Below are 15845 nucleotides of genomic sequence, written 5' to 3'. Positions count from 1 at the left end.
GAGTGGTGGGGCGAGGACCTTTTGGTTACTTTTGGGTCCTTCCAAAAGTGACCCGCTGTAAGAGCGGAACCCTAAGCGGCCGTTACCCAAACAACGGATATACACACAAAACCCAACCCAAAAAAAAGGGCGACCGAAGTCGCCCAAAATGCCTTGCGTGCTCATGTAACCCGGAAAGACTTACGGTTCTTTACGCTTATTAGCGTCCTTCCAGATAAAAATCCCGAACCCTACAAAAAACAGCACCATGAGGCTGACAGTCAGCACCCCGGCAAACACCACATTATCGATAAACATGACCGGCCTCCTGCGCTTGCCCTGTTGCGATAGGGCTAAGTTAATCGAGAAGGCGGATTGGAAAATTGACCGGGATCAATGTCGCCCGCGACGGGGCGTAAAGAAGGGTAATAACTGACCCGCATCAAGAGATGCAGGTGGTATCAACGCTTTTTAGGCTTGTTCTTCGGTTTCTTCTTGGCCTTACCCAAAGGCATCGCCTGTTCAAACGCCTGGCGCACTTCATTCAGGCGTTTGTCATTAAGGTCATGCACACGCTTGGCACGTTCGGCATTCAGGTCGATCAGCTTGTCATCATCACTCATGGCTTGGCTTACGTCGTGGCGGGAATCCCCCAATAATGCGGTCTCCCCCGCCCAACGGCAAATCAACGCGCGACAAAAGGCAGGCCCTCGCTCAAAATCGGCCCTTCCCCGCCCAACTCAGGAGGCCTCTCAGGTGGCACTGCACAAGGACCTTCCGCCGCTGCTGGCCCTGCGCGCCTTTGAAGCGGTGGCGCGGCATTTGAGCTTTATCAAGGCGGCGAACGAGTTGTCGGTGACCCAGAGCGCCCTGAGCCATCAGGTGCAGAAACTCGAGCAACATCTGGGCAAACCGTTGTTTGTCCGACGCACCCGGGCGATCGATCTGACCGCCGACGGCCAACACTACTACGACGAAATCCGCCCTGCCCTCGACGCCATCGCTGCCGCCACCCGCAACCAACGGGTCGCCCCGAGCGCCACCGTATTGCGCATCGGCCTGCTGGCGTCCTTTGCCACCTTATGGCTGGCACCACGCCTGGTCGGGTTTCTCAACCGTTACCCGCATATTCAGGTGGAGCTGTTGCCCGCGATCCAACTGGCCAACGTGGCCGCCGCCGAGGTCGACCTGGCGATTCGCTATGGCAAGGGCGACTGGCCCGATGTCCACGCCACGCGGCTGATGGCGGAAGTCATTTCCCCCGTGTGCAGCCCCGCGTTCAAGGCCTCGCAGGACAGCCCGCTGCTGATGGCCACCTCGCACCGCCCGTTCGAATGGACCGATTGGTCCGAGCACTACCAGGTCGACCTCGCCCGCCACCCGCGCGTGATGCTGCATGACTACAACATCGTGGTCGAAGCCGCCGTGGCCGGCCAGGGTATCGCCATGGGCCGCCACCGCTTGATCGAGCGCCGGCTTCAAGACGGCAGCCTGGTGCAGGCCTTCGATTGGCCGCCGTATCACAGCGACATTGGATATTGGCTGATCGAGCCCCAAGGTGCCGCCAGTGAAGCCGCCCGCTGTTTCAGCGAATGGCTGAAGGAAGCCTGTGCCGACGCGTGAGTTATTTCGATACGTCGCGTGAGATCTATCCGTTTGTCGCCCACCGCCGCCGCCAACATGCTGTTCCCTCTTGACCCAAGAGGATTGACCATGAGCGACTCCCTGCGCCAACGCGTGCAAGCCCTCGGCCTGACGCTGCCAACCCCGGCCCAGCCGGCGGCCAACTACATCAACTATGTGATCAGCCAAAACCAGCTGTTTGTCTCCGGGCAAATCCCGATGGTCGAGGGCCAACCCGCCTACCTCGGTCGGCTGGGCGAAAGTCTCAGCGACGAAGAAGGCGCCCAGGCCGCAGAACTGGCGGCACTGGGCCTGCTGGGGCAATTGAGCGATGCACTGGGTGATGACCTGACCCGCCTGGTGCGCACGCTGCGCCTGGGTGTGTTTATCGCCAGCAGCGGCGATTTCCAGCGCCAAAGCCTGGTGGCCAACGGTGCCTCGAACCTGCTGGTCAACGCCCTCGGCGACAAGGGCCGGCATGTGCGCACAGCCGTGGGGGTTGCCAGCCTGCCGGCCGGCGTGGCGGTGGAAGTTGACGCGATTTTCGAGTTGCAGCCATGAACCTCCAGCAACTGCGCGAGGGCACACCCGGCTGCCAATCCGGCATTGTGCACTTCAACCACGCCGGCGCCTCGTTGCCGAGCCAGGCAACCCTCGACGCCATCATTGAGCAACTGCACCGCGAAGCCCGCGACGGCCCGATGGAAGCCGGCGAGCACGGCGCCGTGCTGGTGGAAAAAGCCCGGCGCGCGGCTGCGCAATTACTCAACGCGCCGCCCGCCTCGATTGCCTTTGCCAGCAGCGGTTCGGCCGCCTGGAACATGGCGTTCCAAGCCCTTGGCGCGTGGCAACCCGGTGACCGCATCCTGGTCGGCCGCCACGAATGGGGCGGCAACCTGGCGAGTATGCAAGCGGCCATGCAGGCCGGCGCGCGGGTGGAAGTGATCCCCTGCGACGCAACCGGCGCCGCCTGCCCGCAGGCGCTTGAGTCAATGATCGACGCCCACGTGAAGCTCATCGACCTGACCTGGCTGCCGGCCAACGGCGGCCTGATCAACCCCGCCGAGGCCATCGGCGCCGTTGCCCGGCGCCACGGCATCGCCTACTTCATCGACGCCGGGCAAGCCATGGGCCAGCTGCCAGTGGATGTGCAGGCGCTGCAGTGCGATGTGCTCAAGTCGGCCGGTCGTAAACACCTGCGTGGGCCACGCGGCACGGCGCTGTTGTACGTGCGGCCGGATTTCCTGCAGCACCTGAACCCGGCCCAGCGCGATGTGTTTTCTGCGCCCTGGAGTGCCAACGGTTACGACCTGCGCAACGACGCCCGCCGTTTTGAAACCAGCGAAGCGTCCTACGCCTTACTGGCAGGTTTGGGCAATGCGTTGCAGGAGATGAATCACGTGGGGGTTGAGCGCGTGTGGGAGCACATCCAAAGCACCAGCGTGCGAATCCGCGAAGCGCTGTGTCAGATTCCGGGAATTACCTTGCATGACTTGGGCACCGCCCACTCCGGACTGATCGCCTTCAACCTCGCCGGCTGGGACGCCTTTGAACTCAAGAGAAGATTGGGCTTGAAGCGCATCAACATCGGCGCCAACGGCGTGGCCTACACCCCACTGGATATGCAAGCACGAAACCTTGCCAGCATCGCGCGAATATCCGTCAGCCCGCTGAACAATGCTGACGATATCGAGCGGCTGATGGCCGGCCTGCGGGAGCTGCGCGATTAAACCTCGACGTCCACCCACAAGCCCTGGCGCGGCGCGTCTTCGATCAGCGGTATCACGGGAACGGTGTTGTCGGCGTTGAGCACGTCCCCCGGAATCGCCAGGTGCTGGTCCGGATCTTCGTCCGCTTCGCGGCGACGTTTGTGCTGTTCCTGCTGGCGGCGCTGTTCTTCACGCAGCAGGAAATTCGACTGCTCGGCGTCGCCTTTTTTCAGGTCGATGGTGCTTTCGTTGGAACTCGGCTGTACCGGCACCACGGGCGGGATATCCGGTTTCTGGCGTACCGGGTCGAGTTGCGACGTAACCGGCACGACACTGACGGGCAACGTAGGTGGAAACATAATAGTTATTCTCCTGATCATCAGGCTGTCGGCGGGCTGCGTGGCGACTTGAGCCCGGGCTCGCCAACCTGTGACCCAGTCGACACTCGCAAGTGCCCGCCACCCGTCGATTCAGCGCTCTGCCCGCGCGCCAAACGGAGTAGTTTTTGTCAGAGTCCTTGGGCGTGGGGGCTTGTTCCGTTAAGATAGTCGGCTTTTTCACGGCGGGAGTCAGGCAGCATGGCGCAGCAGTATCAACCGGGGCAACGCTGGATTAGTGACAGCGAAGCAGAGCTGGGGTTAGGCACCGTTCTGGCACAGGACGGACGCTTGTTGACCGTGCTCTATCCGGCCACTGGCGACACTCGCCAGTATGCGCTACGGAATGCGCCCCTCACTCGCGTGAGGTTCTCGCCGGGTGACTCCATCACCCATTTCGAAGGCTGGAAAATGACCGTACAGGAAGTCGACGACGTCGACGGCCTGCTGGTCTACCACGGCCTCAATGGGCAGAACGAGCAGGTCACCCTGCCGGAAACCCAACTGTCGAACTTCATCCAGTTCCGCCTGGCCAGCGACCGTCTGTTCGCCGGGCAGATCGACCCGCTGGCCTGGTTCTCGCTGCGCTACCACACCCTGGAACACACCAGCCGCCAGTTGCAGTCCTCGCTGTGGGGCCTGGGCGGCGTGCGTGCGCAACCCATTGCTCACCAACTGCACATCGCCCGCGAAGTCGCTGACCGTATCGCCCCACGGGTATTGCTGGCCGACGAAGTGGGCCTGGGCAAGACCATCGAAGCCGGCCTGGTAATCCATCGCCAGCTGCTGTCGGGCCGCGCCAACCGCGTGCTGATCCTGGTACCGGAAAACCTGCAACACCAGTGGCTGGTCGAGATGCGCCGCCGCTTCAACCTGCAGGTTGCGCTGTTCGACGAAGAACGTTTTATCGAAAGCGATGCCGCCAACCCGTTCGAAGACACCCAGCTTGCGCTGGTGGCCCTGGAATGGCTGGTGGACGACGAGAAAGCCCAGGACGCGCTGTTCGCCGCCGGCTGGGACCTGCTGGTGGTCGACGAAGCTCACCACCTGGTGTGGCATGAAGAAAAAGCCAGCCCGGAGTATTCGCTGGTCGAGCAATTGGCCGAGGTCATCCCCGGCGTGCTCCTGCTGACCGCTACCCCGGAACAGCTGGGCCAGGACAGCCACTTCGCACGTCTGCGCCTGCTCGACCCGAACCGCTTCCACGACCTGCAAGCCTTCCGCGCCGAGAGCGAAAACTATCGCCCGGTGGCCGAAGCCGTGCAGGAGCTGCTGGACAAGGGCCGCCTGTCGCCGGCCGCACATAAAACCATCCAGGGTTTCCTTGGTAACGAAGGCGAAGCCCTGCTCACCGCCGTCAACGATGGCGACACCGAGGCCAGCGCGCGCCTGGTGCGTGAGCTGCTCGACCGCCACGGCACTGGCCGCGTGCTGTTCCGCAACACCCGCGCCGCCGTACAGGGTTTCCCGGAGCGCAAGCTGCATGCCTACCCGATGCCGAACCCGGACGAATACCTGGAACTGCCGCTGGGCGAACACGCCGAGCTGTACCCGGAAGTCAGCTTCCAGTCGCAGCCGGATATAGAAGAAGAAAACCGCTGGTGGCGCTTCGACCCGCGCGTTGAGTGGCTGATCGACCAGCTGAAAATGCTCAAGCGCACCAAGGTCCTGGTGATCTGCGCCCACGCCGAAACCGCCATGGACCTGGAAGACGCCCTGCGCGTGCGCTCCGGCATTCCGGCCACGGTGTTCCACGAGGGCATGAACATCCTCGAGCGTGACCGCGCCGCCGCCTACTTCGCCGATGAAGAGTTCGGCGCCCAGGTGCTGATCTGCTCGGAAATCGGCTCTGAAGGCCGCAACTTCCAGTTCTCCCACCACCTGGTGCTGTTCGACCTGCCGTCCCACCCCGACCTGCTGGAACAGCGGATCGGCCGTCTGGACCGGATCGGCCAGAAACACGTGATCGAACTGCACGTGCCGTACCTGCAAACCAGCCCGCAAGAGCGCCTGTTCCAGTGGTACCACGAAGCGCTGAACGCGTTCCTCAACACCTGCCCGACCGGCAACGCCTTGCAGCACCAGTTCGGCCCGCGCCTGCTGCCGCTGCTGGAAAACGCCGACGACGGTGAATGGCAAGCCCTGATCGACGAAGCCCGTGCCGAGCGCGAGCGCCTCGAGCAGGAGCTGCACACCGGCCGTGACCGCCTGCTGGAACTCAACTCCGGCGGCGCCGGCGAAGGCGATGCACTGGTTGAGGACATCCTTGAGCAAGACGACCAGTTCGCCCTGCCGATCTACATGGAAACCCTGTTCGATGCGTTCGGCATCGACAGCGAAGACCATTCGGAAAACGCGCTGATCCTCAAGCCCAGCGAAAAAATGCTCGACGCCAGCTTCCCCCTGGGCGACGACGAAGGTGTGACCATCACCTACGACCGTAACCAGGCACTGTCGCGCGAAGACATGCAGTTCATCACCTGGGAACACCCGATGGTGCAGGGCGGCATGGACCTGGTGCTGTCCGGCTCCATGGGCAACACCGCCGTGGCGCTGATCAAGAACAAGGCGCTCAAACCGGGCACCGTGTTGCTCGAACTGCTCTACGTCAGCGAAGTGGTTGCGCCGCGCTCGCTGCAACTGGGCCGCTACCTGCCACCGGCGGCGCTGCGCTGCTTGCTGGACGCCAACGGCAATGACTTGTCGGGCCGCGTGTCGTTTGAAACCTTGAACGACCAGCTGGAAAGCGTGCCACGCGCCAGCGCCAACAAGTTTATCCAGGCCCAGCGCGACCAGCTGACGCCACGGATCAACGCCGGCGAAGAGAAGATCTCCCCGCGTCACGCCGAGCGTGTGGCCGAGGCCAAGCGCCGCCTGGCGGCGGACACCGACGAAGAACTGGCGCGTTTGACCGCGCTGCAAGCGGTCAACCCGACTGTGCGTGACAGTGAGTTGGTGGCGTTGCGTAACCAGCGTGAGCAAGGCTTGGCGATGCTCGACAAGGCTGCGCTGCGCTTGGAAGCGATTCGGGTGCTGGTGGCGGGTTGATCAGCATTTGAAGCAAAAAAAGGCCCGCGCAATGCGGGCCTTTTTTATTGGTCTTTAGGGCCTCATCGGGGGCAAGCCCCCTTCCACACTTTGATTTGTGAATACGTTCAAAATGTGGGAGGGGGCTTGCCCCCGATGGAGTCACCTGGATATCAAGCCGTAACCGCCGAAGCCGGCACCTCCACCGCCCCCAACCCATCCTTCATCCGCTTGGCATCCCGCACAAAACTGCGCGACGCCTGAAACAGAAACAACATGGTCAAGAACAGCGCCACCGGAATCAGGTACATGGCGTCATGCAACCCCACGGCTTTATAAGCCTCGGTCATCTGCTCCGCCCCCGCCGCATACATCGCCGAATGGGCAAAGTGGTCCGACAGCCCACCCACCACAATCGGCCCCATGCCGCCGCCCAGCAAGTACAAGCCGGCAAAAAACAGCGCCATTGCCGTGGCCCGCAGGCGCGGTTCCACCACGTCCTGAATCGCCGTGTACACGCAGGTGTAGAAGTTGTAGGCAAACAACCAGCCCACACTGAACAGCGCCACAAACACGCCAATCTCAATGCGCCCGGCATGCAAGGCCCAGGCGGTGGTGACGGTGGAGATAATCAAGCTGCAGGCCGCAAACAACAGCCGGCCATTGGCGACGCGCTGATGGATCTTGTCGGCAACCCAACCGCCGAGGGTCAGGCCCACCAGGCCGGTGAGGCCAACGATTACCCCGGTGGCGACGGCCGCGTCCTGCAACGGCATCAGGAAGTAGCGCTGCAGCATCGGCACCAGGAACGAGTTGCACGCGTAGGTGGCGAAGTTGAAGCACAGCCCGGCCAGCACCAGCCACAGGAAGGTCGGCACCGCCAGTACGCGACGGATCGGGCGGTCGACGCGTTCCTGGGAGACTTGCACGGTTTCGGCGGCGCCGCGCTTGGGCTCCTTGATATAGAACATAAACACCGCGAGGATCATCCCCGGCACGGCGGCAATAAAGAACGGCGCGCGCCAGCTGTCGAACGCCTTGACCATCCAGCCGATGGTAAAGAACGCCAGCAACAGCCCCAGCGGCAGGCCGAGCATGAAAATCCCCATGGCCCGCGCGCGACGGTGCGCAGGGAACAGGTCGCCAATCAGCGAGTTGGCCGCCGGCGCATAACTGGCTTCGCCAATACCGATGCCCATGCGCACCAGCAGGAAGGTCCAGAAACTGCCGACCAGGCCATTAACCGCCGTCAGCCCGCTCCAGGCAAACAGGCCCCAGCCCATCAGTTTGCTGCGCGAGCCGGTGTCGGCCAGGCGCCCGAGCGGCAGGCCGGCGATGGCGTAGACGATGGTGAAGGCGGTACCGATGATGCCGAGCTGGAAGTCGCTCAGGTGCCATTCCATGCGGATTGGCTCGATGATGATCGCCGGAATGGTGCGATCGAAGAAGTTGAACAGGTTGGCCAGGAACAGCAGGAACAGAATGCGCCAGGCATTCGCCGCTTGGGTCGAGTTCTGCATGGGTCCGTCTCTTTTATTGTTATGAGAGCTGCGATGCCCGATGCATCCTGCCCGGTACCTGCAACATAGTCAGGCGGGGCGCGCTTGTCTGTAATGATTCGTAAAGCTGATAGGGCATGATTTGCTCGGTATTACGGGGCTTTCTCTACGGACTTTGCCTACGAAAATATAAGTCGGCGCCCCCCTTCCCAACCGCCATGGCAGGGATAGAATGGCGAGCCTTCCCGTAGCACCCCAATCCCTGCTTTCTTATCGATGACGCCCATGTCCGAAGCCAGTCCGTGTCTGAGTTGCGGTGCCTGCTGTTCATACTTTCGTGTGTCTTTCTTCTGGGGAGAGTGCGCCTCATCGGGCGGCACGGTGCCGGATGACCTGGTGGTGCAGATCAACCCCACCCGCGTGGCGATGATCGGTACCGACCAGAAACCCGCGCGCTGCTGCAGCCTCGAGGGCGAAGTGGGCAAGGGCACCCGTTGCACCATTTATGAACAACGGTCGAGCCCATGCCGCGAGTTCGAGGCCTCCTGGGACCAGGGCGTGCAGAACACCGATTGCGATGCCGCACGGGCTGCTTTCGGCCTGCCGCCCCTGGAAGCGCCGTTCGAGCTGGAGCTACCCATCAGCGCTTAGCATCAAACGCTATCGATCGCATGCCAAAATCATTCAGAGCAAAGTGCCATTACCCATGGCAAATCCTGCAAGGCTTCTATACTCGACCTCATAGGTTATTGCCGTAGGCAGTGACAATGACTCTATGACGGGAAATGCTATGGAATGGCTAGGTCTGCATTTTTTTACCGACCTCCCAGCGAACGGACACTTATTACTCAATTGCAGTCATAACCCGTTCCTGGTGTTGCTCGCCTACCTGGTCGCGTGCGCGGCGGGGTTTGGCACGCTGGATATGGCCGAACGCGTCGGCCATGTCGAGGACCCTACCGCAAGGCGCCACTGGCGCTGGCTCGGCGCCGGGTGCCTGGCGGGCGGTATCTGGTCGACCCACTTCATCAGCATGCTGGCCTTCCAGGCCCCCATTGCCATTCATTACGAACTGTTCATGACGTTCGCGTCGTTGCTGATCGCCCTGATCGCCTCGCTGTTTGCCATGCAGACCCTCAGCCACGCCCACCTGCGCTTTCATCAATACCTGCTGGCGTCAGTGTGGATGGGCCTGGGCATCGCGCTGATGCACTACGTGGGCATGTCGGCCATGCGTTCACAGGCCCAGGCGTATTTCGAGACGGAGCTGTTCATGGCTTCGATCGTCATCGCCATGGGGGCAAGCCTGGCGGCGTTGCTGCTGTCGAGCTATCTACGTAATGGCGCCGGCGTGTTCCACCAGTTGCTCAAATACGCCGCCAGCCTGGTACTGGGCGCCGGCATCCTGAGCATGCACTTCACCGGCATGGCCGCCATGCGCCTGATCGTGCCCAACGGCGCAGACCTGTCCTTGGCGGTGGACAACAACCCGATCCAGCTCGGCCTGTCCGTGGCGGTGATTACCCTGCTGGTGATCGGCAGCAGCATCAGCGCCGCCCTGGCGGACAAGAAGCTGCAACACAAGGAACGCGACCTGCGCCGGGTCAACGCCCTGCTCAGCGAACTCGACCAGGCCCGCGCCTCGCTGCAACAGGTGGCGCATTACGACGCGCTGACCACCCTGCTCAACCGCCGCGGCTTCAACCAGATCTTCGCGGAGAAAATCGCTGAAAAAACTGCAGCGCACGGCATGATGGCGGTGATCTTCCTCGATATCGACCACTTCAAACGCATCAACGACAGCCTCGGCCATGACGCCGGCGACCAGTTGCTCAGCGTGCTCGCCGCGCATATCAAAGGCTCGGTGCGCAGCCACGCCGACGTGGTCGCGCGTTTTGGCGGCGACGAGTTCTGCATCCTCATCAGCATTCACCACCGCGACGAAGCCCGGCACCTGGCCCAGCGCATCATGCAAAAGATGAAAGAACCCATCGAACTGGCCGGCCGGCGCATGGTGATGACCACCAGCATCGGCATCAGCCTGTTCCCCGAGGACGGCCAGACCTGCGAAGAGCTGCTGAAAACCGCCGACCTGGCGCTGTACCAGTCCAAGGATGCCGGGCGTAACAGCCTGAACTTCTTCAGCTCCAACCTGAAAACCCGCGCCTTTCTCGAGCTGCAGCTGGAAGAGGAACTGCGCGCCGCCCTGCGCACCCGCAATCAACTGGTGCTGTTCTACCAACCGATCTTCGACATGAAACTGGGCAAGGTCACGCGCCTGGAAGCCCTGGTGCGCTGGCAACACCCGCAGCACGGCCTGCTGGCCCCGGACCGTTTTATCGGGATCGCCGAAAGCAACGGCTTGATTGCCGAATTGGACCACTGGGTCCTGCGCCAGGCCTGTCATGACCTGAGCCTGTTGTCTGACCGGGGTTATACCGAACTGACCATGGCAGTGAATTGCTCGGCCTTGAACCTGGCCCGTGACGAGCTGGCGGACGAGATCGAAGACGCGCTGCGCTTCAGCGGGGTCGCCGCTACCCGCCTGGAACTGGAAGTCACCGAAAATGCGCTGATGGGCAACATCAGCAGCACCCTCGCGTTGCTGCGCCAAATCCGCGCGCTGGGTGTGTCGCTGGCCATCGACGACTTCGGCACCGGCTACTCCTCCCTCGCCTACCTCAAGCGCCTGCCACTCAACACCTTGAAGATCGACCGCTCGTTTATCCAGGACATCCCCAAGTCCACCGCCGATATCGAGATCGTCCAGGCGATTATCGGCATGGCCCACACCCTGCACCTGGAGGTGGTGACCGAAGGCGTGGAAACCCAGGCCCAATTCGAGCTGCTGCTCAAGCACGGCTGTGATTTCGTCCAGGGCTACCTGTTGAGCCCGGCTGTGCCTGTTGCGGACATCATCGGCGTGATCCAGGGCATCGCACTGCGCAACCCGCTTTACCCGTTCAGCGTGGCCGGCACCAGGGAAAACGCCCCGCCGAAAGAGCCCCCGCCAATTCCCTCCGGATCCACTTCCGTGGTGAGGCCAATTCGCTGACGCCCAATCTTTGGCATTTCGCCATCATTTGCCTAAAGAACCCCGACAAACGGCCGATTCATCAGAGTCCGGCCAGGTTTTGCCTGCGCGCAACGAGGTAAACCCGCTCATCCCGGACAAGGACGCACTGTAAAGTCGCGAACTCCCATACCGTGATGGCCCTTTGATGATTTTCAGCCATCCGCCCAGGCACATGGCGCACAATGACTTCTAAAAATAATTCTGCCACCGTGGTATCCGACGTGTTGCTCCCAGCTCCTGCGGACAAACCCTCAGGTTCAAAGTCATTGAGCACCGCGCGCCCGCTGGCCACCCAGCAATACCTGTACTTCACCGAAACCAATACCGACCGCATCCTCGACAACCTCGACGGCCTGCGCGACATGGTGTTCCCGCGCCCGCCCCACCTGGAAGGCGACGGCGAACAGCGCAGCGAGCAGGAATTCCCCTCGGTGTGCCTGATCGGCCTGGGCCGCTGCGGGTCGAACATTGCGCTGGATGTGGCAGAGCTGGTGTACAACGCGCGCAAGTTCTACCTCAACGAATTCAGTAACGAAGACAAGACGCTGGACAAGGGCTACAGCCCGGCCCAGTGGCTGCGCAACAACTTGCGCCTGGGCGGCGGCAAGGCCAGTAAACCGGTGTTCCTGGTGGAACCGCTGGTGATGCTCGGCGACCTCGACAAGGACATCGCCGGACGTATCCGTTTCTCGCGCAAGGGCGAAAAAAGCGGCTTCCTGCGCGACTACAGCAAGATGAAGATCATGGACCTTTCGGAAGTCCATGCCGGCGGCGCCGGTAACGCGCCGATCCTCGGCCAGTACCTGGCCAAGATCATCCTCAACAAAGACACCCAGCGTTTTTCCAGCCCCGACTGGAAGATGATCCACTCGTACCTGATCGACTCCTGCGGCATCAAGGCCAACCAGTCGCGCCTGTACTTCTCGATCTTCAGCGCCGGCGGCGGTACCGGTTCGGGCATGGCCTCGGAGTTCGGCCTGGCCCAGCAGCACTCGTACATGAACAAGACGTTCGACACCAAGCCCGCCGATGAGCACGACAGCAAGAGCGGCCACGCCTTTGTGTTCGAGCCGATCTTCACCAGCGGCATCTGCGTGCTGCCGAATATTTCCGATCACCGCAGCGAAATGTCCGAGGCGTTGCACATCAACGCCGGGCGACTGCTATGCAAGTATCTGTCGGAAGAATGGGATTTCTCGTACAACTTCGCCAATGAAGACAGCAGCGAAGCCAGCGTGAAAGGCCGCATCCGCCCGTGGAACGCGATGATGCTGATCTCCAACGACATCATGCGTTACGCCGAAGAGAGCGACGACGGCAACATCCAGAACATTGACGTCAATGCCATGGAAAAACACGCCAACCAGTACATCTCCCAGCAGATCTTCAACATCCTCACCGCCCAGGCGGTGACCACCGACTACGACCAGAACTACTTCCGGCGTGCCGGCATCGACATCGGCGAAACCATTCGCCTGGATGCCAACGACCTGTTCATGAGCCTGGCCGGCCCGGTGGCGATTGCCTACGCAGAATCCGTGGTCCCGGAAACCCCGGCGCCGTCGAATGACAAATTCAAGGTGTTCGAAAAAGAGCCGCAGCGCCTGAATATCGACGACCTGTTCTTCCGCTCCATCGACCTGCCGCACTTCAACAAGGTCACCCAGGCCATCGAAGGCATCAGCCTGTTGCCAATCGAATCCAAGCGCTACAAGGCGTCCCTGGAGCAGTACAAGAACTCCGGCTACGACGCGGCAGCGCTGCATGACCTGCACTTCTTCAAGAACTGCTCGTCGGTGGTGTCGATCGTGTCCCTGCCCAAGGACTACAAACTGTCCTACATGGACCTGAACCGGCTCAAGACCCACCTCAACAGCCTGTTCCCCAACACCACGCTCAAGCGTTATGCGCTGGTGATCGGCGCATCGGCGAACCTGTCGCTGACCACCCTGATCGCGAAAAGCCCGTGCCTGTCGGACGACTTCCTCACGCTGATCGTGGCTTTTATCAAACGCTGCTTTGCGCGCAACCCGTACCGGTTCGATGACACGCTGGACAACTCGATCCTGGACTTCATCATCCACGAGGACTTCGACGAAGACCGCATCGACGAGTTGCTCAACGAGTTCGAGAACCCGGCGAAGATCCTCGACACCAACTGGTACGCGATCAAGCCGATGTACGAGAAGAAGTACCGCGAGTTGATCAACGACAAAGACAAGTTTGTGTCGATCAATGACATTCGCCTGTCGCGCGATTGCGTGAAAAAAGCGGTCAAGTATTTGCGCGAGATCTACCGTCACCGCATCGGCAAGACCAAGGTTATTTCGTTGAATAACCATACCGGCAAGACTGCTTAGAAATGTGGGAGGGGGCAAGCCCCCTCCCACATTTGATCTCCATACATCAGAGACGAAAGCGCTCTGTATACACACGAAGAAACACTTCCCCCTCGCTCCCGACGCGACCAAAACTGTTCCCGTGACGTTTACGTCACCCTCGGCTGTGACCTTTCTCTACGGCAAGATGCCATCACGGCGCCAGCGGTTACCCCGCTACACACTTCTGCCAACGAAAATACTGCACCACTTTAGCGCAGACAATTCCTACGCCGCCCTTTCCTGGATCAGGATCCACGGCGAAACCACCACCGCCCACAAGCTCGGATCACGCTCTACCAGGTCCAATGCCCGCGTCGCAGACACTTCGCCAAGGCTCCCCGCAGCGAGCCAGGAGGCGACTTTGTCACGGTTGTCCTCGGCCATTCCCTCGGCGGCCTCGATCAAATCCAGGCCGGCGTCGACCCACAATAGGGCACCCTTGGCAAAGAACGGTTCAAGCTCCTTCCAGGAAATTTCGGCGGTTTCACCGAGCAGCTTGGCATAGAGGGTGCTAGGTTCTTGCGTCATGGGAGTTCACCTTGGGAAAAAATCGGCGCAATCATAACGTCGGGGCCTTGGTAGAAAAACCCAGTTGCAAATGAGTCATCGAAAGAAAGTGCCATGAAAGCCAAGGATTGCCCGAGAGTCTGGCATCACCCCGCCGCAATTCTGTCTTTTTCTTTCATTTAAGCGACACACCCGGGTTTTGCCCCCGGCAGCCAGCTTTTCAAGCGATCAACCGGCGCTCTACACTGTACCGGTACAGTTGCCAGGGCACTGCCGGGGGGATATCCGAGATATCTGATCCGGTTCTACAGCTCACAAGGCCGCTAGAACTATAAAAAATACAACAGCAAGAGTGGAGCACTATGAATAAGGCTACTAAGCAGATTTCCAAACTGTTTGCCGCTATGGTCCTGGCTGGGGTTGCCGGCCATTCGTTCGCAGCCGACACCATCAAGATCGGCATCGCCGGTCCTAAAACGGGTCCTGTAACGCAATACGGCGACATGCAATTCATGGGTGCCAAGCAGGCAATCGCCGACATCAACGCCAAGGGCGGCGTCGATGGCAAAATGCTCGAAGCCAAAGAATACGACGACGCTTGCGACCCTAAACAAGCCGTGGCCGTCGCCAACAAAGTGGTCAACGATGGCGTCAAGTTCGTGGTCGGCCACCTGTGCTCCAGCTCCACTCAGCCAGCGTCCGACATCTATGAAGACGAAGGCGTGATCATGATTACCCCGGCTGCCACCAGCCCGGAAATCACCGCCCGTGGCTACAAGCTGATCTTCCGTACCATCGGCCTGGACAGCGCCCAGGGCCCAGCGGCCGGCAACTACATCGCCGACCACGTGAAGCCGAAAATCGTTGCTGTGCTGCACGACAAACAGCAATACGGTGAAGGCATCGCCACCGCCGTTAAACAGACCCTCGAGAAGAAAGGCACCAAGGTTGCCGTCTTCGAAGGTCTGAACGCCGGCGACAAAGACTTCTCCTCGATCATCCAGAAGCTCAAGCAAGCCAACGTCGACTTCGTCTACTACGGCGGCTACCACCCGGAGCTGGGCCTGATCCTGCGCCAAGCCAAGGAAAAAGGCCTGAACGCCAAGTTCATGGGCCCAGAGGGCGTCGGCAACGACTCCATCTCGCAAATCGCCCAGGGCGCTTCCGAAGGCCTGCTGGTGACCCTGCCGAAATCCTTCGACACCGACCCGGCCAACAAGGCCATCGTTGAAGAGTTCGCCAAGAACAAGCAGGACCCAACCGGTCCGTTCGTGTTCCCGGCCTACTCGGCTGTTGAAGTGATCGCCGCCGGCATCACTGCCGCGAAAAGCGAAGACACCGCCAAAGTGGCCGAAGCCATCCACGCGGGCACCTTCAAGACCCCTACCGGCGAGCTGAGCTTCGACGCCAAGGGCGACCTGAAGGACTTCAAATTCGTGGTCTACGAATGGCACTTCGGCAAACCAAAAACCGAAGTTTCCCCTCAGTAAGCCAGGCGTTACTGGTCCTACAAGCCCACTGTGAGAGCAGTGGGCTTTGTTTTACGAGGTTTATGGGCCTGTCACCCGCGATCCGGGCGCTGGCTCACCTGAAAATCTTAAAACCGTCACCAGCGGTTCGCTGGCAAACGCTTTGTGCAAATGTGCTCACAGAACACAGCACGGGGC

13 protein-coding genes are annotated in these 15845 nt (G+C 60.9%); 8 read left to right on the top strand and 5 right to left on the bottom strand.

The window, feature by feature from the left end; translation table 11 throughout:
* Positions 1-180: 180 nt before the first annotated feature.
* Positions 181-297, bottom strand: coding sequence for a cytochrome c oxidase subunit CcoM (gene ccoM, locus AC0IYH_RS28345; protein ID WP_276145525.1), 117 nt, complete (start codon positions 295-297; stop codon positions 181-183).
* Positions 298-440: 143 nt separating this feature from the next.
* Complete coding sequence (locus AC0IYH_RS28340) at positions 441-602, bottom strand: hypothetical protein (RefSeq protein ID WP_003172386.1); 162 nt, start codon at positions 600-602, stop codon at positions 441-443.
* A gap of 133 nt (positions 603-735) precedes the next feature.
* On the opposite strand from AC0IYH_RS28340, the gene AC0IYH_RS28335 reads away from it, so the two are divergent.
* The 3 genes from AC0IYH_RS28335 to AC0IYH_RS28325 all read left to right on the top strand — a co-directional run bounded on the left by AC0IYH_RS28335 (position 736) and on the right by AC0IYH_RS28325 (position 3332).
* On the top strand, positions 736-1602 hold the full coding sequence (locus tag AC0IYH_RS28335; protein WP_471837317.1) for a LysR substrate-binding domain-containing protein: 867 nt from the start codon (positions 736-738) through the stop codon (positions 1600-1602).
* A gap of 90 nt (positions 1603-1692) precedes the next feature.
* On the top strand, positions 1693-2163 hold the full coding sequence (locus tag AC0IYH_RS28330; RefSeq protein WP_116628304.1) for a RidA family protein: 471 nt from the start codon (positions 1693-1695) through the stop codon (positions 2161-2163).
* A complete protein-coding gene (locus AC0IYH_RS28325) occupies positions 2160-3332 on the top strand; it encodes an aminotransferase class V-fold PLP-dependent enzyme (protein ID WP_471837315.1) in 1173 nt (390 codons plus the stop codon). The genes AC0IYH_RS28330 and AC0IYH_RS28325 overlap by 4 nt, the downstream gene beginning before the upstream one ends.
* Here the strand turns inward: AC0IYH_RS28325 and AC0IYH_RS28320 are convergent.
* Complete coding sequence (locus AC0IYH_RS28320; RefSeq protein ID WP_116628306.1) at positions 3329-3670, bottom strand: aspartate-semialdehyde dehydrogenase; 342 nt, start codon at positions 3668-3670, stop codon at positions 3329-3331. The two genes, AC0IYH_RS28325 and AC0IYH_RS28320, sit on opposite strands and share 4 nt — an antisense overlap.
* Positions 3671-3889: 219 nt before the next feature.
* On the opposite strand from AC0IYH_RS28320, the gene rapA reads away from it, so the two are divergent.
* On the top strand, positions 3890-6736 hold the full coding sequence (gene rapA / locus AC0IYH_RS28315) for an RNA polymerase-associated protein RapA (RefSeq protein WP_471837313.1): 2847 nt from the start codon (positions 3890-3892) through the stop codon (positions 6734-6736).
* Positions 6737-6888: 152 nt separating this feature from the next.
* Here rapA and AC0IYH_RS28310 read toward each other — a convergent pair whose 3' ends face one another.
* Complete coding sequence (locus AC0IYH_RS28310) at positions 6889-8235, bottom strand: spinster family MFS transporter (RefSeq protein ID WP_116628308.1); 1347 nt, start codon at positions 8233-8235, stop codon at positions 6889-6891.
* 264 nt (positions 8236-8499) lie between these two features.
* Here AC0IYH_RS28310 and AC0IYH_RS28305 point away from each other — a divergent pair, with 264 nt between their 5' ends.
* The 3 genes from AC0IYH_RS28305 to AC0IYH_RS28295 all read left to right on the top strand — a co-directional run bounded on the left by AC0IYH_RS28305 (position 8500) and on the right by AC0IYH_RS28295 (position 13650).
* Positions 8500-8865, top strand: a complete 366-nt coding sequence (locus tag AC0IYH_RS28305) for a YkgJ family cysteine cluster protein (protein WP_116628309.1) — start codon at positions 8500-8502, stop codon at positions 8863-8865.
* A 139-nt stretch (positions 8866-9004) separates the two neighbouring features.
* Positions 9005-11269 carry a putative bifunctional diguanylate cyclase/phosphodiesterase gene (locus AC0IYH_RS28300; protein WP_471837310.1) on the top strand — a complete coding sequence of 755 codons (2265 nt, stop codon included), beginning with the start codon at positions 9005-9007 and terminating at the stop codon, positions 11267-11269.
* Between the two features lie 203 nt (positions 11270-11472).
* On the top strand, positions 11473-13650 hold the full coding sequence (locus tag AC0IYH_RS28295; RefSeq protein WP_116628311.1) for a hypothetical protein: 2178 nt from the start codon (positions 11473-11475) through the stop codon (positions 13648-13650).
* Positions 13651-13896: 246 nt separating this feature from the next.
* Here AC0IYH_RS28295 and AC0IYH_RS28290 read toward each other — a convergent pair whose 3' ends face one another.
* The gene (locus tag AC0IYH_RS28290) at positions 13897-14199 is read right to left on the bottom strand and encodes a DUF2288 domain-containing protein (RefSeq protein WP_116628312.1); all 303 of its coding nucleotides are present in this window, start codon (positions 14197-14199) and stop codon (positions 13897-13899) included.
* Positions 14200-14540: 341 nt separating this feature from the next.
* Between AC0IYH_RS28290 and AC0IYH_RS28285 the strand changes: the two genes are divergently transcribed.
* Complete coding sequence (locus tag AC0IYH_RS28285) at positions 14541-15668, top strand: branched-chain amino acid ABC transporter substrate-binding protein (protein WP_116628313.1); 1128 nt, start codon at positions 14541-14543, stop codon at positions 15666-15668.
* The last annotated feature ends 177 nt before the right edge of the window (positions 15669-15845 follow it).

It is taken from the genome of Pseudomonas sp. AC463 (assembly GCF_979253585.1).
Note: the sequence above shows the minus strand (reverse complement) of the source record. Positions and strands in the feature narration are given on the sequence as shown.

Bases quoted from the DNA above. Each gene is read 5' to 3' on its own strand.
- ccoM (WP_276145525.1), bottom strand. From the start codon at position 297: ATGTTTATCGATAATGTGGTGTTTGCCGGGGTGCTGACTGTCAGCCTC.
- AC0IYH_RS28340 (WP_003172386.1), bottom strand. From the start codon at position 602: ATGAGTGATGATGACAAGCTGATCGACCTGAATGCCGAACGTGCCAAG.
- AC0IYH_RS28330 (WP_116628304.1), top strand. From the start codon at position 1,693: ATGAGCGACTCCCTGCGCCAACGCGTGCAAGCCCTCGGCCTGACGCTG.
- AC0IYH_RS28325 (WP_471837315.1), top strand. From the start codon at position 2,160: ATGAACCTCCAGCAACTGCGCGAGGGCACACCCGGCTGCCAATCCGGC.
- AC0IYH_RS28320 (WP_116628306.1), bottom strand. From the start codon at position 3,670: ATGTTTCCACCTACGTTGCCCGTCAGTGTCGTGCCGGTTACGTCGCAA.
- rapA (WP_471837313.1), top strand. From the start codon at position 3,890: ATGGCGCAGCAGTATCAACCGGGGCAACGCTGGATTAGTGACAGCGAA.
- AC0IYH_RS28310 (WP_116628308.1), bottom strand. From the start codon at position 8,235: ATGCAGAACTCGACCCAAGCGGCGAATGCCTGGCGCATTCTGTTCCTG.
- AC0IYH_RS28305 (WP_116628309.1), top strand. From the start codon at position 8,500: ATGTCCGAAGCCAGTCCGTGTCTGAGTTGCGGTGCCTGCTGTTCATAC.
- AC0IYH_RS28300 (WP_471837310.1), top strand. From the start codon at position 9,005: ATGGAATGGCTAGGTCTGCATTTTTTTACCGACCTCCCAGCGAACGGA.
- AC0IYH_RS28295 (WP_116628311.1), top strand. From the start codon at position 11,473: ATGACTTCTAAAAATAATTCTGCCACCGTGGTATCCGACGTGTTGCTC.
- AC0IYH_RS28290 (WP_116628312.1), bottom strand. From the start codon at position 14,199: ATGACGCAAGAACCTAGCACCCTCTATGCCAAGCTGCTCGGTGAAACC.
- AC0IYH_RS28285 (WP_116628313.1), top strand. From the start codon at position 14,541: ATGAATAAGGCTACTAAGCAGATTTCCAAACTGTTTGCCGCTATGGTC.